19 protein-coding genes are annotated in these 20495 nt (G+C 61.5%); 8 read left to right on the forward strand and 11 right to left on the reverse strand.

Features of this window, described 5'->3' with window-relative positions:
* Positions 1–2: 2 nt before the first annotated feature.
* Positions 3–1304, reverse strand: coding sequence for an MFS transporter (locus HMPREF2806_RS08650; RefSeq protein ID WP_070517379.1), 1302 nt, complete (start codon positions 1302–1304; stop codon positions 3–5).
* Between the two features lie 38 nt (positions 1305–1342).
* Between HMPREF2806_RS08650 and thrC the strand changes: the two genes are divergently transcribed.
* The 7 genes from thrC (at position 1343) to HMPREF2806_RS08680 (ending at position 7181) form a co-directional block, all read left to right on the forward strand.
* Positions 1343–2788: a threonine synthase gene (gene thrC, locus HMPREF2806_RS08655; RefSeq protein WP_070517381.1), complete on the forward strand. Its 1446-nt coding sequence runs from the start codon at positions 1343–1345 to the stop codon at positions 2786–2788.
* A 4-nt stretch (positions 2789–2792) separates the two neighbouring features.
* The gene (locus HMPREF2806_RS13625) at positions 2793–2945 is read left to right on the forward strand and encodes a hypothetical protein (RefSeq protein ID WP_168163144.1); all 153 of its coding nucleotides are present in this window, start codon (positions 2793–2795) and stop codon (positions 2943–2945) included.
* A 61-nt stretch (positions 2946–3006) separates the two neighbouring features.
* Positions 3007–3786 carry a trypsin-like serine protease gene (locus HMPREF2806_RS08660; RefSeq protein ID WP_232745386.1) on the forward strand — a complete coding sequence of 260 codons (780 nt, stop codon included), beginning with the start codon at positions 3007–3009 and terminating at the stop codon, positions 3784–3786.
* 16 nt (positions 3787–3802) lie between these two features.
* Positions 3803–4336 carry an NUDIX hydrolase gene (locus HMPREF2806_RS08665; protein ID WP_070517383.1) on the forward strand — a complete coding sequence of 178 codons (534 nt, stop codon included), beginning with the start codon at positions 3803–3805 and terminating at the stop codon, positions 4334–4336.
* Between the two features lie 115 nt (positions 4337–4451).
* Entirely contained in the window at positions 4452–5549 is a 1098-nt protein-coding gene (locus HMPREF2806_RS08670; RefSeq protein WP_065422016.1) for a DNA alkylation repair protein, read from the forward strand.
* A 274-nt stretch (positions 5550–5823) separates the two neighbouring features.
* Entirely contained in the window at positions 5824–6435 is a 612-nt protein-coding gene (locus tag HMPREF2806_RS08675; protein WP_046647746.1) for an META domain-containing protein, read from the forward strand.
* Between the two features lie 167 nt (positions 6436–6602).
* A complete protein-coding gene (locus HMPREF2806_RS08680) occupies positions 6603–7181 on the forward strand; it encodes an META domain-containing protein (protein ID WP_230308874.1) in 579 nt (192 codons plus the stop codon).
* A 35-nt stretch (positions 7182–7216) separates the two neighbouring features.
* Here HMPREF2806_RS08680 and HMPREF2806_RS08685 read toward each other — a convergent pair whose 3' ends face one another.
* Together HMPREF2806_RS08685 and glnA are read right to left on the reverse strand one after the other, a co-directional pair.
* A complete protein-coding gene (locus HMPREF2806_RS08685) occupies positions 7217–8176 on the reverse strand; it encodes a TDT family transporter (protein WP_175974538.1) in 960 nt (319 codons plus the stop codon).
* Between the two features lie 210 nt (positions 8177–8386).
* On the reverse strand, positions 8387–9820 hold the full coding sequence (gene glnA, locus HMPREF2806_RS08690) for a type I glutamate--ammonia ligase (protein WP_046647924.1): 1434 nt from the start codon (positions 9818–9820) through the stop codon (positions 8387–8389).
* Between the two features lie 129 nt (positions 9821–9949).
* Between glnA and HMPREF2806_RS08695 the strand changes: the two genes are divergently transcribed.
* A complete protein-coding gene (locus HMPREF2806_RS08695; RefSeq protein WP_070517387.1) occupies positions 9950–10384 on the forward strand; it encodes an RDD family protein in 435 nt (144 codons plus the stop codon).
* A gap of 266 nt (positions 10385–10650) precedes the next feature.
* Here the strand turns inward: HMPREF2806_RS08695 and HMPREF2806_RS08700 are convergent, their stop codons facing one another.
* The 8 genes from HMPREF2806_RS08700 to sucB form a co-directional block, all read right to left on the reverse strand.
* Entirely contained in the window at positions 10651–11436 is a 786-nt protein-coding gene (locus HMPREF2806_RS08700; protein WP_070517389.1) for a DUF4191 domain-containing protein, read from the reverse strand.
* A 42-nt stretch (positions 11437–11478) separates the two neighbouring features.
* The gene (lipA, locus tag HMPREF2806_RS08705; RefSeq protein WP_070510675.1) at positions 11479–12543 is read right to left on the reverse strand and encodes a lipoyl synthase; all 1065 of its coding nucleotides are present in this window, start codon (positions 12541–12543) and stop codon (positions 11479–11481) included.
* A gap of 108 nt (positions 12544–12651) precedes the next feature.
* Positions 12652–13458: a lipoyl(octanoyl) transferase LipB gene (gene lipB / locus HMPREF2806_RS08710; RefSeq protein ID WP_046647928.1), complete on the reverse strand. Its 807-nt coding sequence runs from the start codon at positions 13456–13458 to the stop codon at positions 12652–12654.
* A 69-nt stretch (positions 13459–13527) separates the two neighbouring features.
* Positions 13528–13920 (reverse strand): glycine cleavage system protein GcvH, encoded by a 393-nt coding sequence (gene gcvH, locus HMPREF2806_RS08715; RefSeq protein ID WP_046647929.1) that lies wholly within the window; start codon positions 13918–13920, stop codon positions 13528–13530.
* A 42-nt stretch (positions 13921–13962) separates the two neighbouring features.
* A complete protein-coding gene (gene gcvT / locus HMPREF2806_RS08720; RefSeq protein WP_070510671.1) occupies positions 13963–15075 on the reverse strand; it encodes a glycine cleavage system aminomethyltransferase GcvT in 1113 nt (370 codons plus the stop codon).
* Between the two features lie 3 nt (positions 15076–15078).
* Positions 15079–17946, reverse strand: a complete 2868-nt coding sequence (gene gcvP, locus HMPREF2806_RS08725; protein ID WP_070517390.1) for an aminomethyl-transferring glycine dehydrogenase — start codon at positions 17944–17946, stop codon at positions 15079–15081.
* Between the two features lie 72 nt (positions 17947–18018).
* The gene (locus HMPREF2806_RS08730; protein ID WP_070517392.1) at positions 18019–19185 is read right to left on the reverse strand and encodes an MFS transporter; all 1167 of its coding nucleotides are present in this window, start codon (positions 19183–19185) and stop codon (positions 18019–18021) included.
* A 276-nt stretch (positions 19186–19461) separates the two neighbouring features.
* Positions 19462–20495, reverse strand: a 1034-nt coding sequence (sucB, locus tag HMPREF2806_RS08735) for a 2-oxoglutarate dehydrogenase, E2 component, dihydrolipoamide succinyltransferase (RefSeq protein ID WP_070510665.1), incomplete at its 5' end; no start/stop codon positions are given.

Below are 20495 nucleotides of genomic sequence, written 5' to 3' on the forward strand. Positions count from 1 at the left end.
TACTAACTCACCTGGATGATTTTGGCGTGCGGGCCGTCCTCCTCGCCCCGGCTGCGCAGGACGTGCGTGATGAGGACACCTGCTATGCCGATGCACCACACACCGAAGACTGCCCAAGCGGCAAGCTGGAAATCAGAGAACGGATAATCCGGCCCATTGCCCAAGTGGTCCAGTACTACGCCGACCAGCTGGGCGCCGATGACTGTGGCCAGGAAGCCGCCCATGTTGCCCAGGCCCGTTGCTGTGGCGACCACCTTACGGTCGAGGTTTTCGCGGACAATGTCGAATCCATAATTTGCCACCGGTGTGCACAAGGACACCACGCTGATGAGGATGATCAGTGAGAGGTAGCTGCCGCCGAAGAGGAAGAACAGGACCCACACCGTGCAATGCACAGCCACAAATCCTAAGGCGAGCCAGGGGCGGAAACCTCTGGCCCTGGACGATAACCTGCCGTGCAGGGGGCCTACCAGCACCATGCACACGGTAAACCACGTCAGGGCCCAACCGGCGCTGGTCTTGGAAAATCCCATGCCCGCCGTCATCATGGGCATGCCCCACAGCATGACAAACACGTTGGTGGCGGCAAGACCGACCCAGTGAATGAAGAATGCCTGCCAGGCCACGGGCGAACGGAAAACCTGGGAGAGCAGTGCGCCCATGCTCTCTGGCTGCGCGTTCGGCTTTTCCTTCGGCTTCTTTACGATTCCGAGCGTTTCCGGGGAATCAGCAACTGCCACCGCGGCGGCGACAGCGATGAGAATGCCCACCGCGCCCAAGGTAACGAAGGCCAAGGTCCATCCGCCCCAGCCCAGAAGCATGGCAAAAGGTAGGGCAGAGATAAACTGACCCAGCTGTCCCAGGGAGGAGGTGACCTGCGTGAACATGGGGGTGCGGTGCAGCGGGAACCAGTAAGGCAGGATGCGCATCACCGACAAGAAGGCGGTGGCATCACCCGCGCCGATGAGCAGACGGGCGGCAATGGCTACCCAATAATTGCTGGTGAAACCGAGGCTCACCTGGCCCACGCCCATGATGATGGAACCAATGACTAGCAGGCGCCGCGGGCCGAACTTATCGATGAGCATGCCCGTCGGGATCTGCGCCAGTGAATAAATTCCCAGTTGTACAGAGGTGAAAACAGCAATGCGCGAGGCATCGACCTCGAAGCGATCAATGGCCTCAAGCCCCGCTACGCCAAAAGATGTGCGGCCGGTAATTGCCACGATGTAGACCAACACCGCAGCTACCCACACGGAGAGAGCCTTAGTGGTAATTACATTGCGAGGATGAGGAACCGACATGGCTGATACTTTACGCGTCACCAACTAAGATGCAGGGGGTGAAGTACATTTCGACCCGCGATACCGACCGCCAGCCCGCCTCCTTTACGGATATCCTCCTCGGAGGTCTGGCCCCTGATGGAGGCCTTTACCTGCCGGAAACTTACCCCCGCATCGATGACGCCACCATGACTAACTGGCGCCAGACCCTGGCGGAGGGTGGCTACGCGGCCTTGGCTGCGGAAGTGCTCAAGCTTTTTGTGGATGATATTCCCGCAGAAGACCTCGAAGGAATTGCCCAGCGCGCCTACACCTACCCCAAGTTTGACCACGAGGAGATCGTCCCCGTCAGCGAACTGGGGGAGGGCCTCTACATTGGCCACCTCTCTGAGGGGCCAACGGCCGCCTTCAAGGACATGGCCATGCAGATGTTGGGCGAACTCTTCGAATACGAGCTGGCCCGCCGCGGCGAAACCCTCAACATTCTGGGTGCTACCTCGGGTGACACCGGTTCCTCGGCGGAGTACGCCATGCGCGGGCGCAAGGGCATCCGCGTCTTCATGCTGACCCCGGCTGGGCGCATGACGCCATTCCAGCAGGCTCAGATGTTCGGGCTGGATGACCCGAATATCTGCAATATCGCCCTCGATGGCGTCTTTGATGATTGCCAGGACGTGGTTAAGGCGGTATCGGCCGACGCCAACTTTAAGGCCGAGAACCGCATCGGTGCGGTGAACTCCATTAACTGGGCCCGCCTCATGGCGCAGGTGGTGTACTACATCAACTGCTACCTCAAGGTCACTACGGAAAACACCGAAAAGGTCTCCTTCAGCGTGCCGACCGGCAACTTCGGCGATATCTGCGCCGGCCACATCGCTCGCCAGATGGGGCTGCCCATCGACCGCCTCATTGTGGCAACCAATGAAAACGACGTGCTCGATGAGTTCTTCCGCACCGGCAACTACCGCCCGCGCTCCTCGGAGCAAACCCACAAGACCTCCTCGCCGTCGATGGATATTTCCCGCGCCTCCAACTTCGAGCGCTTCGCCTTCGATCTGCTAGGCCGCGATGCCGCACAGATCAAGGAGCTGTTCGGGACGAAGGTGAAGGAAGGCGGCTTTAACGTCGAGAAGCAGGCACTTGACGCCGCCCACGCGGAGTACGGTTTCCTGTCCGGTTCCTCCACCCACGCGGATCGCCTCGCCACCATTAAGGATGTCCACGAGCGCTACGACGTGCTGGTGGATCCGCACACCGCGGACGGCATCAAGGTCGCCCGCGCGGTACAGGAAGAATATGGGGTCGACACCCCCATCATCTGCCTAGAGACCGCCCTGCCGGTGAAGTTTGCGGAGACCATCAAGGAGGCCATCGGCAGCGAGCCGGAGGTGCCGGAGCGTTTCGCCGGCATCTTGGACGCCGAGCGCCATGTGACGGATCTGCCCAATGATGCGGCGGCGGTGAAGGACTACATCACGCAGTACATCAAGAGCACGGAGGTTTAAGACAATGGGACAGGAACAATTCTCAGGCCCGGAGTATTTCACCGAGTTTGATCCGGAGAAGTTCATCCGCGACATGAAGCAGGTCGCTGAGATGGAGAAGGAAAATAAGGAGAATAAGGCGGACTCGGGTGAGGCTGCATCCGCGAAGGAAGACTAGCCGGCGCCTCCTTGGGGCACTGAGCGCAGCGGGGTTGGCGCTGGCCGGGTGCACCGTGCCGATGGGAGCCGGACCCGTACAGAAGGCAGCCTCCAGCTCAGCTGTCTACTCCACCGTGGTGCCAGCTGAGCCGCAGGTGCATTCGCAGGATGCCTCCCCGGTGCCACCGGGCGCGGCGTTGGATATTTCGACCACGCAGCCCGTGCCCGGCGAAGCCTTTGACTTCAACCTGTGCACGGTGGCGTGGAGCTTCGTGCTTGACGACGCCCGCACCATCGCCGTCACCGCTTCCCATTGCGGTGAGCCGGGGGATACCGTGTGGGCAGGCGCTGCCGACGGTGAATTTGTCTACCCGGCAGAGCCCGTCGGCACCATTATCTACTCCGATCTCAGCGCGCCGAAGACGCACCAGCTGGATTTCGCTTTGGTGGAAATCACCAGGGAGGCTGAGTTTTATGTCCCGCGGGACATGCCCACTACCGTCGTCGCGGCGGATGAACACATGTTGCCTGACAGCGTCTGCAAGCTGGGCCGCATCACCGGTGAGACCTGCGGCCCGCTGACACATCGTGAGGGGCAGGGCAAACTCCAGTTTGATGACCGCACGGTGGAGACCGTCGCGGCGCGCGCCCAGGTGTGCTCCACACATGGCGATTCAGGAGCCCCGGTGTATGGCGCGCAGGGCAGCCCTTATGAGGACGTGATCGTAGGGGTTCTCTCGGGCACCACTGATGCTGCAGCCAGCAGTGAGGGGTGCGCGGATGGTTCGGAAGCACAGATGTCGTTTACACCTGCCGCCAAGATCGAGGAACTCCTGCCGGAGATTCTGGAGCGGGTTTAGGTGCTAGGCTTAACCCATGCCGACTCCTGATTTCATTGTGTCTCTGCGTGAGAAAATCGGTCACGAGCAGCTCTTCCTTCCCAGCGTGACCGCGGTTATCGTGCGGGCCGTGCCCACGGGTTCCGCTATCTGGGAGTTGCCCTCGGTGCTGCTTGCCCAGCGTGCCGATAATGGCACGTGGGCTCCCATCTCCGGTATCTGCGAGCCGGGGGAGGAGATTACGACGACCGCGCTGCGCGAGGTCAAGGAGGAAGTGGGCCTCGATGGACGCATCGAAGCGCTCCTCGGCGTGGGCCAGGTTGGCCCAGTAGTCTGCCCCAATGGGGATAAGTGTCTTTACATGGATACCTCCATCCGGGTCTCCGTGCTGGACGATGCGGAGCCGGTTATCTCCGACGAAGAGAACCTGGCCGCGCAGTGGTTTTCGGTGGCGCAGATGCCGACGTCTGTCAGCGCCCGCCACCGCATGATCATCGGGGACGCCGTGGCGCAGATGAAGCACCCGCAGGGCTTCCGCCCGCGGATGGGATATGTCAAGCGCACCACTTAAAAGGTTTTCTCCATAAGCATTGATGTGAGGGCACTGGATCTAATTGGTGTATCGAGGCGGCAATCCTTAATCCTGCCGCGAAAAAGTCTCTCCGCGCCGGGTAACATGCACAGCTATGGCTCCCAAAATGAAGGACTACTTCAACGCTGACACGGCACAAAAACTCGGTGCACAGCTTGGAATTGACGGCGAAGAGTACGCCGCGTGGGTCGCGCCGCGAGTCGAGGATTTAGAGATCCTGGACCGCGTGACCGTGTTTGCACAAGGGCTTCGGGAACAGCTCGGCGGGGATTATGTCGGGGTGATTGGCGGAATCGTCGATAAGCTTGGGCCCGAGCTTGCGGAGGGGGAAGGTTACTTCAACCACGCATTCCACCTGTGGCCGGTGAGCCGTTTCATCGAGCTGTACGGGATAGATGAGCCGGAGGTTTCTTTAGATGCAATTGAGGCGCTCACCAGGGTGTTCACCGGTGAGTTCGCGGTGCGTCCCTTCTTAGAGCGCTACCCAGAGCTGACCATGGCCCGGGTGAATGAGTGGGCTGGTTCGGACAGCCACAACGTGCGCCGCCTGGCTTCCGAGGGCATCCGTCCGCGCCTGCCGTGGGCAAAGGTGCACGCGCCGTTTGTGGCGGACCCCTCGCCGATCCTTCCGGTCCTGGGCCGGCTGTACGACGATGCGTCGCTGTTCGTGCGCAAGTCCGTAGCCAACAACCTCAACGACATTGGCCGTACGCACCCCGAGTTGGCTCTTGCAACCGCCTCGCGATGGGCAGACAGCGGATCGTCGCACGCAGCGTGGGTGGTGGAACAGGGGTTGCGCGGGCTGATCAAGCGCGGCAATAAGGAGGCCCTAGAGCTTGTTGGCTTTTCTCCGTCCACCGCCGTCACCGCCACCCGCCCCGAGTTCCCCCACACTGTGGCCATTGGTGAAAAGGCGACTCTTTCAACGACACTCACCAACACCGGCGATGCGCCCGCACATGTGCTTGCAGAGTATCGCGTGCACTTCCTTAAAAAGAACGGAACCCGGAAGCCCAGTGTGTTTCGCCTCGGCAAATACACGCTTGATCCGGGCGAAACCCGAGTGGTGACCAAGACGCACCCGTTTCGGGTCACCAGCACACGCACCTACTATCCGGGCACGCAGGCCTTAAGCTTGGTGATTAACGGCCGCGAAGGCGAGCAAGTGGAATTTGAGCTAACCCAGTTGTAACCGCGGCGCTAGATGACTGCACCAAAACCTGTGAGTGTGCCCGCCACTTTGTGGGGCTCGATCGCCCTTCTCATCATGTTCTGACTGCGGATGGGATACGTCAAGCGCGCCTCTTAATCTGGTTTTAGTGCTTTAAACAGGTGTTTATGCTGCCAGCCTGGCTGCGGCAAGCGGGGAGAACTGGCCTCCGGCGACATTGGGAGAACGTGTCAATATCATGGGAAATGCATAAAAAACATTGCTATATGAAACTATCCCGCATAGCTTCAGGATCATGTTGTCACTCAGATTCAAGAAAGTAACCATCGCCACAACCTTCGCCGCATTCGCTGGCACGGCACTCGGAACCGGGGTTGCCTCCGCGGCAGAGCCTTCTTCTGGAATCTCCTTCGGCTCCAGCTCCGGTGAGCTGGCGCAGCTGAGCTCCACACTGTTTGGGAGCTCGAAGCCTGCTCCGGAAAACCCCGAGAACCCAGAAGCACCGGAAGGTTCTGGCCTGATTGAAAAGGCAGAGGACGTGGAGGGCCTCACGGAACCGCTGACGGCAGAGCAAGCCAAGGAGGTTCTCAACGGCAGCTTCGTTGCGAAGAAGAACGATAAGATCGGGCTTTCCTTCCAACCGGATGGAACCGTAGGAGTTTCTGATGGTTGTAACCTCGGTAACGGTACATACTCTATCGCGGAGGACACCGGCGCCCTAGAGATCAAAGACGTCATTACCACTATGAAGGCTTGCGAGCCGGACGTGATGGTCGATGTTCACGATTTCAACGTCATTGTTCCGAAGAAGCCACAGGTCTATTCCATCGATGACACCACCATCGCATTGGTCAAAGATGGGCAGGCAATTCAGTTCGTCAAGGTCGATACCCCTGAAGAGAAGTAAATAACCTTCCTTATCAGTGGCCAACCCCCAGCGGGAGGTTGGCCACTTTCTGTGTTTTAGTCTGCGGCCTGTAAGGGGATGGGGGAGTTGTAGAGTTGCCTCAAAATATCATCGGAAACGCATGAAATGGGTTGATGTCGGCGGCCGTGGCCGATAGCTTCGGGGCCATGATTTCACGCACACTGAAGAAAGTAACCACTGCAACCGCGTTCGTCGCCCTCGCCGGCGGCGTCCTGGGCGCCGGTACTGCCGGTGCGCAAGAGCTGTCCTCCGTCGATTCCCCGCAGTCCAGCCAGATCCAGGAGCTGAGCTCCCGCCTCTTTGGCGGTCCGGGCACCCCGGAGGACTCTGAAGCGCCGGAAGGCTCCGGGCTGATTGAGAAGTACGAGGACGTCGACGGTCTGCAAGACAAGCTGCCGGCTGATGAGGCCCAGAAGGTTCTCAACGGTACCTTCACCGCAAAGAAGAACCCAGAGATTTCCGTGACCTTCAATTCCGATGGAACCCTCGCCTACAACGATGGCTGCAACTCCGGTGGTGCTAGCTACAAGCTGGATCAGACCGATGCCATTGTGGTGGAGAACCTGAACTCTACGCTGCGTGCATGCTCCCCGGATGCCATGGCCGACGCCGATGCGCTCAAGGCTATTCTCTCGGCCAAGCCCGTTGTCTTCCCCCTGGAGGGAAACAACTACGCACTGGGTAGCCAGGGCCAGGTCATCCAGTTTGAGAAGGCCGAGAACTAAGGCTTCCTAAGCGTCCAGCATTGCACGTGGCGGGGCTAGTCCGAGAGTGGGCTGGCCCCGCTTGTGCGTGCGCGCCGGCCCTCGACGAGCCAGCCAATGAAGCGGCAGGAGCAGGCAGACCAGTGTGCGACAAGCAGCACCGGGATGCTGAGCGCGATGACGTCGAGAAGCTCCGAGCCATTCACCAGCGCTACTTGGTGCCCGCCCATGCTGACCGTTCCCGGTGGGAATGTGCAGGCCCACCACGCGGGCGAGTAATCCACCCAGCGAGCCACGTTGGGGTAGAAGGTGACCATGGCATAAAGCGCGAGGGGGATGGCAATGACCATGGCGGTGAGCCCGTAGTAGACAGAGAAACTACCGGGGTAGAGGATCTGCATGGCGGTAGTGGATTGGCCCACCACGCCTAACGGAACCCAGGCCGTCGCGGAGTTGGCGCCGGTGAGGTTGACTTTGCCGTGCCAAGCAGCCCAATACACGCGGATGAAGATGGGGACCGCAGTGGAGATAGACATGATGAATAAAACGGTGCCCATCACGTGGTAGGCGCGCCCGTAGTCGAGGGCGAGGAAGCCGGCCACGGAGGAGGAAATCATGGGGCCGACCAGCGGCAGGCCCCAGGTAAAGCGCGGCTGGCCGTCGAAACGGGTGAGCTGGATGGCCCACGTGATGACGGTGACGGGGCCACCGATCCAGAAGCCCACTAGGCGGAAGGTTCCGATATCCGTCAACCCGGACAGTGCTGCGCCGAGTGCCAGGATGCCGATGAAGTACATGGACCACTCAGCCATTGAAGTCCGCGCGAAGCTGGGCTGCCGATACACCGCGAAACCCACCGTCAGTACGAGAAGGATGACGCAGGATAGCGCTGCGAAGATGGCAGAGCCAGTTAGCATGCCTTCCTCAACGAGCAACCTGGAGACGATGGAGGTGCCCATGAGGCTGCCGCCCCACGCGGGGCCGGGCGGTGGTAGTTGGCGGAATCTATCAGTCACAGAGGGGAATAGTAACCATTTACTGCGCACATGTCCCTTGTACTGTGGTTGAACAGCACGTGAGATTGCGCCATTGTGGGCGCGCCAGTAGGGGAGAACACAGTGGGGCTGTTGTATTAGGCGGTGATACGACGACAGGCTCCGACGAATCAAGCGAAACGTCGAAGCCTGTCGTACCTGTCATATCAGTGCAGCTAGGACAGCTTACCTCTAGCAGTCGTAGTACATCTCAAATTCCTGCGGAGTCGGACGCAGGCGCACCGGTGCGATTTCGTTCTCACGCTTGTAGTTGATGTAGGTCTCGATGAGGTCCTCGGAGAAGACATCGCCTTCAGTGAGGAAGTCGTTGTCCTCCTCAAGCGCTGCGATGGACGCCTCCAGGGAGGTCGGTGCCTGCGGAATCGAGGCAGCCTCTGCCGGCGGCAGCTCGTAGAGGTCCTTATCCACCGGAGCGTGCGGCTCGATGCGGTTCTTGATGCCGTCGAGGCCTGCCATCATCATGGCGGCGAAACCGAAGTAGGGGTTGCCGGACGGATCCGGCGCGCGGAACTCGATGCGCTTTGCCTTCGGGTTGGAGCCGGTAATCGGGATGCGGATGGCAGCCGAGCGGTTGCGCTGCGAGTACACCAGGTTGATCGGTGCCTCAAAGCCCGGAACCAGGCGGTGGTAGGAGTTCAGGGTTGCGTTCGTGAACGCCAGAACCGCCGGTGCGTGGGCCAGGATGCCGCCGATGTAGTAGCGAGCAATGTCAGACAGGCCTGCATAGCCGGCCTCATCGTGGAAGAGCGGCTTGCCATCCTGCCACAGCGACATGTGGGCGTGCATGCCGGAGCCGTTATCGCCGGCCAGCGGCTTAGGCATGAAGGTCACGGTCTTGCCGAACTGCTCCGCGGTGTTCTTGATGATGTACTTGAAGGTCTGAATATCATCCGCCGCGTGCAGCAGGGAGTTGAAGCGGTAGTTGATCTCGTTCTGGCCGCTGCCCACCTCGTGGTGGAAACGCTCGATGACAAAGCCTGCCTTCTGCAGCTGCTCCACCATGGCGTCGCGAACTTCGCCGTGCTTGTCGACGGGCGCCGTAGGGAAGTAGCCGCCCTTCACGCGAGTCTTAAAACCGGTGTTCGGGGTGCCATCGAAGTTGGTCTCGGAACCGCGGTTCCACCAGCCTTCATCGGTATCAACCTCGTAGAAGCCGTGGTTAACGTCGGTGCTGTAGCGCACGGAGTCGAAAATATAGAACTCAGCTTCAGCGCCGAAGTTACAGGTATCCGCGATGCCGGTGGAAGCGAGGTACTCCTCAGCCTTGCGAGCGATGTTGCGCGGGTCGCGGCTAAAGGGCTCCAAGGTAAACGGGTCGTGGACGAAGAACTTGATGTTCAGGGTCTTCGCGGTGCGGAAAGGATCCACGAAGGCGGTCTTCGGATCCGGCAGCAGCGTCATATCGGACTCATCGATGGTGGTAAATCCGCGGATGGAAGAACCATCAAAGGCGAGGCCTTCGGCAGCTGCGTCTTCAGTAAATTCCTCGGCCGGAATAGAGAAGTGGTGCTCAGTGCCGGGGACGTCCGTAAACCGGATGTCAACGAACTTGACGTCCTCTTCCTTGATGAATGCGATGACGTCCTGGATTGTCTCAAAGGACACGGTGGTCTCCTGTTGGTTGACGTGTAGTACTCCCGACTAGTTTACAGGTATTGGCTTTGTCGCTGGGGTGTCTGGGGCACGTGGAGGCAAATTTTCTGCTTAGCAGAGCCGACGGCTAGATTGGTGGGCATGGCTGATAACAACGATGGCTTTGAGAACGGGCAGTGGCCTGGGCAAACAATGGGTTTGCCCAAGGAGGGCTCAGGTTCCCTGGCTTCTGTAATGCGGCGCACTTTTGGCGTTCTCATTGACTGGCTCTTGGCAATGCTAATAGCCAATCTCCTCGAGCTCTTTACGAATTCGCTCGGTGGCCCGGCATTCTTGGGCTATGCGGTGTGGGTAGTCATGGGCATCGTGTGCGGTTGGCTCTTCGCCCGCACCCCGGGCATGGCGCTGCTGGGGATGGGAGTCGCACGTCTTGATGTGCCGGGCTCTTCCGTTGGCTTGTGGCGAGCCGCGGTCCGCACGCTGCTGACTGCAGTGCTTTTCCCCGCAGTGATGGTCGATGCCGACGGCCGCGGCCTCCACGACCGCGCCACCGGCACCGCCGTCATCATGGCCTAAGGCTTGTTCTGCGTCAGCAGGTCGTATCCACCACAGATGCCCCACACGTGGTTCCCCTGAAAAGGTTTGTTTGGGGGCAAACAAACCTTCTTCATAACGCTAGATGGTTTACTTGGGGTCAAGTAAACCATCTGAGTAGAACCATCTGACGAAACCTGGTCACGAAGGCTAGGATGGTTCTAAAGCAACGAAGAATCGCAAGGTAAAGAAGGGGTCCCTTCCGGTTATCTCGGAAGGGACCCCTTCTTGTACGGAAACGAGGTGGCTTATTTGCCGCCCTTGCGCTCCTGCATGCGGCGCATGCGGCGGTTCATGCCCGCCATGTTTTGAGCCTGGCGGGGCATTGGGCCTTTGGGCAGGCCCGGAGTAGTGCCCGGCAGATCATCCATGGCCTCGATGCGGCGAATGTTCTCGTAGGTTTCGTTCTTGTTGTAGTTGCGCGGCAGCTTCATGATGTGGGTGCGCAGCTTGGACACCGGCACTTCGTCCTCACCGCTGCCCACGAAGACCTCGTACACCGGCACACCGCCAGCCAGGCGGTCAACGCGCTTCTTCAAACGGTTGAGGGTAGGGGCGACGCGCTTGCGGTCACCTTCGACGACGAAAATGACGCCGGAGTTACCGATCACGCGGTGAACCAGATCCTGCTGGCGGGTCGCAGCCACGCCAGGCTTGACCTTCCACACCACGCCCACGGTGTTGCGCAGCTGCTGCTCCAAAGCCCAGCCGGCGACACCTGGCTGGTCCTCCACCTTCTTGTACATGTCGCGCTCAAGGCGGCGAGTGAACAGGAACATGGCGAGCATCGCACCAAGGCCCAGGCCGATGATGAGCATGAACCACTGGCCGTTGAAAAGCGTGCCGATAAGGAAGAAGAGCAAGCCCATGCCCAAGAATGCAGCCAGCATGATGGGGATGAGAGCCTTGTCCTGCTTGCGCTGCATGTTGAACGCTTGCCACATCTGTGACCAGTTCTGCTTGCGCTGGGCGCGCTTGGCCGCCCGCTCTTGCTTCTTCGCGTCCTTGAGCGACGCCTTATCGTCCTTAGCCATGTCTCCTACTTTAAGGGCAAGGGGAATAAAAAGAGAAACGCGTTAGCGGATGGTAGCGGCAACAGAGTTGGCCTGTGCAGGGGTCTTGGCCATGCGCGTGGTCACCGGAGTTTCCTCGGAGGGGCCATACTTCTCGAGAAGGGTGGAAGCCTCCTGAGCTGTAGCGCCCTGGGAAGTCTCCGCCAGGTGCTTCAGGTTCTCCGGAAGCTCGAGGCCGCGTGCCTCCATGGCCTGCACGTAGAGGCGGCCAGCGCGGTAGGAGGAGCGGACCAGCGGGCCAGACATGACGCCACCAAAGCCGAGCTCCTTGGCCAGCTTGGAGTGCTCCACGAACTCCTCCGGGCGCACCCAGCGCTCGATCGGGTGGAAGCGCGGGCCGGGGCGCAGGTACTGGGTAATCGTGATGATGTCGCAGCCTGCCGAGCGCAGGTCGCGCAGTGCTTCCTCGATCTCCTCTGCGGTTTCGCCCATGCCCAGGATGAGGTTGGACTTGGTAATCAGGCCAAAGTCGTGGGCCTGGCGGATGACGTCGAGCGAACGCTCATAGCGGAAGGCCGGGCGGATGCGCTTGAAGATGCGCGGCACCGTCTCCAGGTTGTGGGCGAAGACCTCAGGGCGGGCTTCAAAAACCTCTTGGAGCAGGTCCGGCTTGCCGGAGAAGTCCGGGGTGAGGTTCTCCACGCCGGTGTTCGGGTTGAGTTCATGAATCTTGCGGACGACCTCAGCGTAGAGCCAGGCACCCTCATCCGGCAGATCATCGCGGGTAACACCCGTAATGGTGGTGTAGTTGAGATCCATTTCCTGGATATTCTCTGCCACACGGCGCGGTTCGTCGCGGTCCAGCTCCGCTGGCTTGCCGGTAGCGATATCGCAGAAATCACAGCGGCGAGTGCACTTGTCGCCGCCGATGAGGAACGTAGCCTCACGCGATTCCCAGCACTCGTGAATATTGGGGCAGCCAGCCTCCTGGCACACGGTGTGCAGGGAAGCACCAGTCACGCGAGATTTCATGTCCTCATACCCAGGGCCGGTGCGAACCTGGTTGCGGATCCAGCGCGGCTTCTGTTCGATGGGAGACTCCGCATTCTTCTTCTCAATGCGGAGCATCTTGCGTCCTTCAGGCTTAACAGTCACGGAACCTCACTTTAGGTGTTGAACTAGCTCTTTCTAATACAAGCCCTACGAGTGGCTGCTTTATTCCACCGAGGGTAGCCGCTATTTTTCTTGCGCGGCTTTGCGGGCTTGGCGGGCCTTCTCGTTGGCCACTTTGATGGGATCTGGGGCCGAGGCAAAGGTGTGGTCGGCCACCGTCAGTTCGCCGGAGAGGGCTTTGCGGAGGGCGTCGAGAAGCGGGGCTTCTGCCTCCTCCATGGTCACCTCACGGCCGAGCTCAAGCGACAGCGTCGACACATCCGCATCATCGATGCCGCAGGCCACGATGTGCTCGTAGTACTCCAAGGTGTTGGTGCAGTTGAGCGCTAGGCCGTGCATGGTCACGCCGCGGGTCACGCGAATGCCCAACGCACCTAGCTTGCGGTCGCGCTTCGGGGCGGCTGGGTCGGCAGCCCGGGTGCTGGAAGGAACCCACACACCCGAGCGGCCATCGATGCGCCCAGCGGTGCTCACGCCGAGTTCGCGGACGGCTTGGATGATGGCCTCCTCAAGACGGCGGACGTAGTCGACAACGTCAACCGGCTCGGCCAGTTTGATAATGGGGTAGACCACCAACTGGCCCTCGCCGTGCCAGGTGATGCGCCCGCCCCGGTCAACATCAATGACCGGTAGGCCATTATCGGGCATATCCTCCGGCTGCGTGCGCTTTCCGGCGGTGTAGACGTTGGGGTGCTCCACCACGAGGATGACATCACCCTGCGTGCCCGCCGCCCGCGCCGCCGCGAGCTCGGCCTGCAGATCCCAGGCCTCTTGGTAGCCCATGCGGCCCAAGCGGCGGATCTCCAGTGGTTCGTCGGAAGCGCGGATGGAGCGATCAGCGGGAAAGAAAGGTTCGCGGGGAGCAGTCATGAACCCAATCCTAAACCCCGCGAAGATTCAGCCAGAAAGGGGCTGAGTGTGCGCTGCTCAAGCGTTGTTTTAATCGACGCCGTTGGCGGAAGCGTACTCATCGGCGGTCATCAGCTCGCCGACCTCGGTGACCTCGACCTCGAAGAGCCAGCCCTCACCGAAGGGATCGTTGTTGATGACTGCATAGTCATCGTGCACGTCCTCGTTGACGGCGGTCACGGTGCCGGTGACCGGGGAGTAGAGGTCAGACACGGACTTGGTGGACTCCACCTCGCCGCAGGTCTCGCCGTGCTCGACGGTATCGCCCACGGCGGGCAGCTCAGCGAAGACGACCTCACCCAGGCGGTCAGCGGCCACGGAGGTGATGCCAATACGGACGGTAGAACCAACGACAGAGTCAGCGGTGGCGTTGATCCACTCGTGGTCCTCGGAGTAGGAGAAATCGGAAGGAAGGTTAGCCATGAGAAGGGGTGTCCTTTCGGTAGTTGACTTCAGTAGTGGAGTTTACTTATCGCGCTTGTAGAAGGGCAGCGCGGACACTTCGAAGGGGTAGCGCTTGCCGCGGATGTCTACCTCGACGGCCGCACCCGGCTCGAGGCCAGCTGCGGTATCGATGAGCGCGAGCGCTACTGGGTGTCCCAGGGTGGGGGAGGGCTGGCCGGAGGTCACCATGCCCACCTTGTTCTCACCCACGTAGACCTCGGAACCGGCGCGCGCGGCGCGGCGCTGGGAGGAGACCAGTCCGGTGATAACGGCCTGCGGGCCTTCCTCGGCGCGCTGGCGCAGCACCTCAGCGCCCACAAAGTCCTGCTCCTTCTTGGCAAAGGCGCGGGACATTCCGGCTTCCACCGGAGTGATATCGCGGGTGAGCTCGTTGCCGTAAAGCGGCATGCCTGCCTCCAAGCGCAACGAGTCGCGTGCTGCCAAGCCGCAGGGCTTGATGCCGTATTCCTCGCCGGCCTTGAGCAGCTCTTCCCACAGCTCCGGGGCATCGGAGTTGTAGACGATGAGCTCGAAGCCATCCTCACCGGTGTAGCCGGTGCGGCAGATAAACGCGTACTTGCGGGCCACCTTGCCGGTCATCGCGGCATAGTAGGGCAGGTCCATGACAGCCTGCTGCTTGGTGTCCTCCACCAGCGGGACAAGGATCTCCAGCGCCTTTGGGCCCTGGACGGCGATCATCGCCACATCGCGGGACTCGTTCTTCAGGTCCACATCGAAGCCCTCGGCGCGCTCGTTGAGCGCTTCCCACACGGTGTCGGCGTTGCCAGCATTGGGCACGACGAGGAACTTGGTCTCCTCCAAGCGGTAGGTGATGAGGTCATCGATGATGCCGCCATCCTCCGCGCAGATCATGGAGTACTTCGCCTTGCCCTCCTTAAGCGTGGTGAGGTTGGAGATGAAGCAATAGGAGAGGAACTCGGCGGCGTCCGGGCCGTTGACCCAGACTTCACCCATGTGGGAGAGATCGAAGAGGCCTGCGGCATTACGTACCGCGCGGTGCTCCTCGAGCTCGTTGTCATACTTCAGCGGCATCTCCCACGGTCCGAAGGGGGTGAAGGTGGCGCCGAGTTTCTCGTGCTCAGCATGCAGCGGGGAGTGCAGGTAGTCAGTCATTGATTAAACCTCCTGGTTGTCGTCGGAGTAGTCAAAAGCCTCTGGCGGCGGGCAGGTGCACACCAGGTTGCGGTCACCGTAAGCCTCGTCGATGCGGCGCACCGGCGGGAAGTACTTGTTAGCGCGCAGGGAGGTCACCGGGTAGGCGGCCTGTTGGCGGCTAAAGGCAAAGTTCCACTCGTCGGCGGCGACGGATTCGGCGTTGAACGGTGCGTGGTGGATGACGGAGTCCTCGTAGGCCACCTTGCCGTCGATGATCTCCTGGATCTCGGCGCGGATGGAGCGCATGGCTTCGATGAAGCGGTCCAGCTCACCCAGGTCCTCGGACTCGGTGGGCTCCACCATGAGGGTGCCGGCCACCGGGAAGGACAGGGTCGGCGCGTGGAAGCCGTAGTCCACGAGGCGCTTGGCTACATCGGCGGCGGTGACGCCGGAGGCGTCGGTCAGCTCGCGCAGGTCAAAGATGCATTCATGCGCCACCAGGCCGGCATTACCCGTGTAGAGAACGGGGAAGGAATCCTTCAGGCTCTGCGCCAGGTAGTTCGCGCCGAGGATGGCATGGCTCGTGGCCTCCGTGAGCCCTTGCGAGCCCACCATGGCCAGATAAGACCAGGAAATTGGCAGCACGCCGGCCGAGCCGTAGCGCGATGCTGTGGACGGCACGCCGGTGCCCTCCACAGCCGGCTGCGCAGGATCCAGCTGGGGATCGTTGGCATCCGTCGGCAGGAAAGGTACCAAGTGCTTGGCGACGCCCACCGGGCCCACGCCCGGGCCACCTCCGCCGTGCGGGATGGTGAAAGTCTTGTGCAGGTTGAGGTGGGAGACATCGCCACCGAAAGCACCCGGACGGGCCCAACCGGCCAGCGCGTTCATGTTCGCGCCGTCGATGTAGACCTGGCCGCCGGCTGCGTGGACCTTGTCGCAGACCTCGCGTACTTCCGGGTCGAAGACGCCGTGGGTGGAGGGGTAGGTAATCATGATGCCGGCGACGTGCTCGCCGTGCTGCTCGAGCTTGGCGTCGAGGTCGGCGACGTCAATGGAGCCATCGTCAGCGGTCTTGATCACGACGACGCGCAGGTTCGCCAGGGTCGCCGAGGCCGCGTTGGTGCCGTGCGCGGAGGCCGGAATGAGGATGACATCGCGGCCGTGGTCGCCGTTGGCAACGTGATAGCGACGAATGGCCAGCAGGCCGGCCAGCTCACCCTGGGAACCGGCGTTGGGCTGGATCGAAACCTGGGCGTAGCCGGTGATATCGGCGAGCCAGGACTCGAGCTCGTCGATCAGCGCGCGCCAACCAGCGGTGGTCTCCTCCGGGGCATACGGGTGGATGCCCGCGAACTCCGGCCAGGAGATGGGCTCCATGGCAGAGGTCGGGTTGAGCTTCATCGTGCACGAGCCCAGCGGGATCATGGTGCGGTCGAGTGCCAGGTCCTTATCCGCCAGGGTGCGCAGGTAGCGCAGCATCTGGGTCTCGGAGTGGAGGGAGTTGAAGATCTCGTGCTGCAGCGGCTCCTCGGAACGCTGGACGGCGGACGGAATCTCGAAGGAGCCAGACATGGCTGGCTCGGAGTTAGTGGAGGCCTCGGCGTCGAAGGCAGCGGCAAGGGTGTTGACGTCCTCGTTGGTAGCGGACTCGCCGAAGGAGATCGAGACCTTGTCGGAGCCGATGGCGCGCACCAGGTAGCCCTGCTCCTGCAGCTGGGTCTTGATGGCGGCGGCATCCACGCCGGTGACGGTCACGGTGTCAAAGAAGTCGCGGGAGACAATCTCCTTGCCCGCGCCGGTGACTGCCGCAGCGAAAGCAGAAGCGCGGTCATGCACGCGCTGGGCAATCTCCTTCAGCCCCTGCGGGCCGTGGTAGACGGCGTACATCGAGGCCACGTTGGCCAGGAGAGCCTGGGCGGTACAGATATTGGAGGTGGCGCGCTCGCGGCGGATGTGTTGCTCGCGGGTTTGCAGCGCCAGACGATAAGCGGGGCGGCCGGCGGCGTCCTTGGACACGCCCACGATGCGGCCCGGAAGCTGGCGCTTGAGCTTATCCGTGACGGACATGAAGGCCGCGTGCGGGCCACCGAAGAAGAGCGGGACGCCGAAGCGCTGCGAGGAGCCGAGGACGACGTCTGCGCCCATCGAACCAGGCGCTTCTAGAAGGAGCAGCGACAGTGGGTCGGCCACGACGGCGGCCAGGGCGCCGCGGGTGTGGAGCTCCTCGATGGCGGCGTGCGGGTCGACGATATCGCCCTCGGTTCCGGTGTAAGCCAGAACTGCACCGACGAGGTCTTCGCCGACGATGCCATCGCGGACATCAGCAATCTCGACCTCGAGCTCGATGGCGCGGGCGCGCTCAGCGGCCACGGTCAGGACCTGCGGGTGCAAGCGCGAATCCAACAGCACGCGGCGGCCCTTCTTCACCGCGCGGGCCATCAGTCCGACGGCTTCGGCGGTGGCAGAGGCTTCGTCGAGAAGCGAGGCGTTTGCGATGGGAAGGCCGGTCAGGGACTCAATCATGGTCTGGAAGTTCAGCAGTGCCTCGAGGCGGCCCTGCGAGATCTCCGGCTGGTAGGGCGTGTAGGCGGTGTACCATCCGGCGTCCTCCAGCAGCCCGCGGCGAATGACCGCCGGGGTGAGGGTATCGGAGTAACCCTGGCCATAGAAGGACTTCAGCACGACGTTCTGGGAGGCGTACTCGCGCAGCTTCGCCTGCGCATCATCTTCGCTCAAAGCCTCCGGGAGGTTGAGCGCCTCGGTGGCGCGGATGGAGGCTGGCAAGGCGGCATCGACAAGCGCATCGACGCTGTCGTAGCCCAGGGCCTTGAGCATCGTTTCACGCTCGGCTGCATCCGGGCCGAGATGACGAGAGATGAAATCCATATGGTGAATCTCCTTCGTGGCGTTAGTTTGTGTGACCTAAACTGCTCCAAGTATAAAGCGTATGCCATGACATTAACCCCGGTTACCCCTGATTCGGAGATGTAGCGTCACGGCAGTCAGCGCCGCGACAGCGAACCCGATGATGAAGGCGGTGGAATACCCCGTGACAGGGCCCAAAAGCGAGAGGATGAACGGGGCAAAGAAGCCGAGATAGGTCAGCGAATAAAACACCCCCGTTGCCGCGCCGAGTTCCGCCGGGTGAGCGATGGCTTGCGTTTCTGCGAGCCCGCTGAGCATGCCAATTCCATAGGAGCTGCCCATGATGATGGCCGCGAGGGGGAGGAGGAACACCGCCCAGCCGTGGTGTGCCGCCGCGACGACGATGAGACACAGGAGCATGCCTATCGCGGCCAGCACCATGCCGTGGAACGCGGTTACGCGGATGCGGCCCGCTAGCTGCTGGATTACCACGCCGCTTCCCATGGTGAGTAGCGCACAGAGCCCGGCAATGAGAATGGGGTGGCGCAGGTGCTCACTGAGCTGCGAGGGGAGGAAGACGAAGGCAGTGGTGGCGGAGCCGAAGACCCACGGTGCATAGAGCACGACTGGTACGTAGCGGGGAGTAAGCAGACTGGTGGGGATTAAGGAACGGCGCCGTGATTGTGAATGGGGCTGTGGCTGTTCGGTGCGCTTTTCGGGCACCGTCCACACGAGTGGGACCACGACGAGGGCAAGTGCGATGTGTAATAGATAAGGCAGGACGGTGGGCCAGGGGAGGAATTCCGCAGCGATGCCGGCGACTCCAGGCGCGGAGGCGAAGCCGGCCGACAGGGCAATGGAAGAACGCTTCGCACCAACGCTGAGGTGAGTGCTGAGCTCCTTAATCCAGGCAGCACCGGAAGACATGGCCAGTCCCACTGCAGCCCCGGCACACAGGCGTCCGATGAGCAAGGGGAGGAAGGCGCCGCCTGCGCCGCCAAGGAAGACCAGCGAGCCAGCAGTGGTAATGAGGACGGCTGGGCGCATGACGGCGCGGCGTCCCAGCGAATCCGAGAGAGGACCGCCAATGAAAAGTGCCACCATGATGCCGAGGGCATAAATGCCAAAGAGAAAGGTCGTCTGCAGAACCCCCAGGTTGGTGGTGACTTGGTAGACCACGACCATGGGAGCAAAAAGATTAGCGCCGCACGCGACGAGGAACATGCCTAAAGCGACGCGAAACCATTTCTGAGAAACCATGCGCCACAGTCTAGTGTGCTGAGTCACAGTCAGGTGGGTACTTGGAGTGAAGGTGGCGCGCGGAAGGCGCCTATCTGCCAAAGTTACTGAACTCGCCGCAGGATTTGCAGAGATCTTCGTCAGTTAGGCCGGGTGCTGGCATGAGAGTGCTTGTCGCCGGGCCGCCCTGGGCCGCTGTGCGGCGTAGGAGGAGAGAAACAGCACGTAAAACGACGAAGCTCCCCCGCCGCGGTGGCGGGGGAGCAGCCTCTTAAGACGTGGAGGTCTTGTTAAGGCTTAGAGGTCAAGGTCGGCTTCGAAATCAGCGGTTTCGAGGCGGTCCTTGATGGTCGTGATGAAGCGACCAGCGTCGGCACCGTCGACCACCTGGTGGTCGTAGGTGAACGGCAGGTAGCACATCTGGCGGATGGCGATGGCGTCCTGGCCGTCCTCGGTCACGACGACCGCGCGCTTGGTAATAGCGGCGGTGCCCAGGATGCCAGCCTGCGGCGGAACCAGAATCGGGGTATCCAGCAGGGCGCCCTCGGAGCCGATGTTGGTCACGGTGAAGGTTGCACCGGTCAGATCGTTCGGCTTGAGCTTGTTGTTGCGGGCCTTATCAGCCAGCTCGGCGATCTTCTGAGCGATCTCCGGCAGCGTCAGCTCCTGGGCCTTGTGGATGACCGGGGTCAGCAGGCCGCGCGGAGTATCCACGGCGATGGCCACGTTGACGTCAGCGTGGTAGGTCATCTCCTTGGTCTCCGGGTTGTAGGACGCGTTGACGTTCGGGTGGGAGACCAGTGCCTCAACGGTGGCCTTCACGATGAACGGCAGGAAGGAGAGGTTGGCCTCGTACTTGTCGATGAACGCCTGCTTGGACTGCTTGCGCATATCCCAGATGGCGGTCATATCGACTTCCTGGACGTGGGTCAGCTGAGCGGAAATCTGGAGGGCCTCAACCATCTTGGTCGCCGTGATCTCGCGGATACGGTTGACCTTCTGGGTGGTGCCGATGAGCTCCTGCTTCTCCGGATCCACAGACTTGGTGGACCAGCGAGCGCGCGGGTTGCTGGAGGAGGCGCTAGCGGAGGAGGCCGGTGCCTCACCTTCGCCGGCGGCGGCCAGGACGTCCTGCTTGCGGATGCGGCCACCGACGCCAGTGCCGGAGACGGTGGAGAGGTCTACGCCGTGCTTCTCAGCCAGCTTGCGCACCAGCGGGGTGACATACGGGACGTTATCGCCGTTGTTGACCTTCGTGGAGGTCTCAGAAGTCTTCGGCTCGGAGGACTGGGAAGCAGCCGGCTTGTCCTCTGCCTTCGGCTCTTCCTTCT

The sequence above is a fragment of the Corynebacterium sp. HMSC076G08 genome, assembly GCF_001811515.1.
Taxonomy (GTDB): domain Bacteria; phylum Actinomycetota; class Actinomycetes; order Mycobacteriales; family Mycobacteriaceae; genus Corynebacterium; species Corynebacterium hiratae.

Excerpts from the sequence above, each read along its gene's own strand:
- HMPREF2806_RS08650 (WP_070517379.1), bottom strand. The coding sequence starts at position 1,304 with ATGTCGGTTCCTCATCCTCGCAATGTAATTACCACTAAGGCTCTCTCC.
- HMPREF2806_RS13625 (WP_168163144.1), top strand. The coding sequence starts at position 2,793 with ATGGGACAGGAACAATTCTCAGGCCCGGAGTATTTCACCGAGTTTGAT.
- HMPREF2806_RS08660 (WP_232745386.1), top strand. The coding sequence starts at position 3,007 with ATGGGAGCCGGACCCGTACAGAAGGCAGCCTCCAGCTCAGCTGTCTAC.
- HMPREF2806_RS08665 (WP_070517383.1), top strand. The coding sequence starts at position 3,803 with ATGCCGACTCCTGATTTCATTGTGTCTCTGCGTGAGAAAATCGGTCAC.
- HMPREF2806_RS08670 (WP_065422016.1), top strand. The coding sequence starts at position 4,452 with ATGGCTCCCAAAATGAAGGACTACTTCAACGCTGACACGGCACAAAAA.
- HMPREF2806_RS08675 (WP_046647746.1), top strand. The coding sequence starts at position 5,824 with ATGTTGTCACTCAGATTCAAGAAAGTAACCATCGCCACAACCTTCGCC.
- HMPREF2806_RS08680 (WP_230308874.1), top strand. The coding sequence starts at position 6,603 with ATGATTTCACGCACACTGAAGAAAGTAACCACTGCAACCGCGTTCGTC.
- HMPREF2806_RS08695 (WP_070517387.1), top strand. The coding sequence starts at position 9,950 with ATGGCTGATAACAACGATGGCTTTGAGAACGGGCAGTGGCCTGGGCAA.
- HMPREF2806_RS08700 (WP_070517389.1), bottom strand. The coding sequence starts at position 11,436 with ATGGCTAAGGACGATAAGGCGTCGCTCAAGGACGCGAAGAAGCAAGAG.
- lipA (WP_070510675.1), bottom strand. The coding sequence starts at position 12,543 with ATGCTCCGCATTGAGAAGAAGAATGCGGAGTCTCCCATCGAACAGAAG.
- lipB (WP_046647928.1), bottom strand. The coding sequence starts at position 13,458 with ATGACTGCTCCCCGCGAACCTTTCTTTCCCGCTGATCGCTCCATCCGC.
- gcvH (WP_046647929.1), bottom strand. The coding sequence starts at position 13,920 with ATGGCTAACCTTCCTTCCGATTTCTCCTACTCCGAGGACCACGAGTGG.
- gcvT (WP_070510671.1), bottom strand. The coding sequence starts at position 15,075 with ATGACTGACTACCTGCACTCCCCGCTGCATGCTGAGCACGAGAAACTC.
- gcvP (WP_070517390.1), bottom strand. The coding sequence starts at position 17,946 with ATGGATTTCATCTCTCGTCATCTCGGCCCGGATGCAGCCGAGCGTGAA.
- HMPREF2806_RS08730 (WP_070517392.1), bottom strand. The coding sequence starts at position 19,185 with ATGGTTTCTCAGAAATGGTTTCGCGTCGCTTTAGGCATGTTCCTCGTC.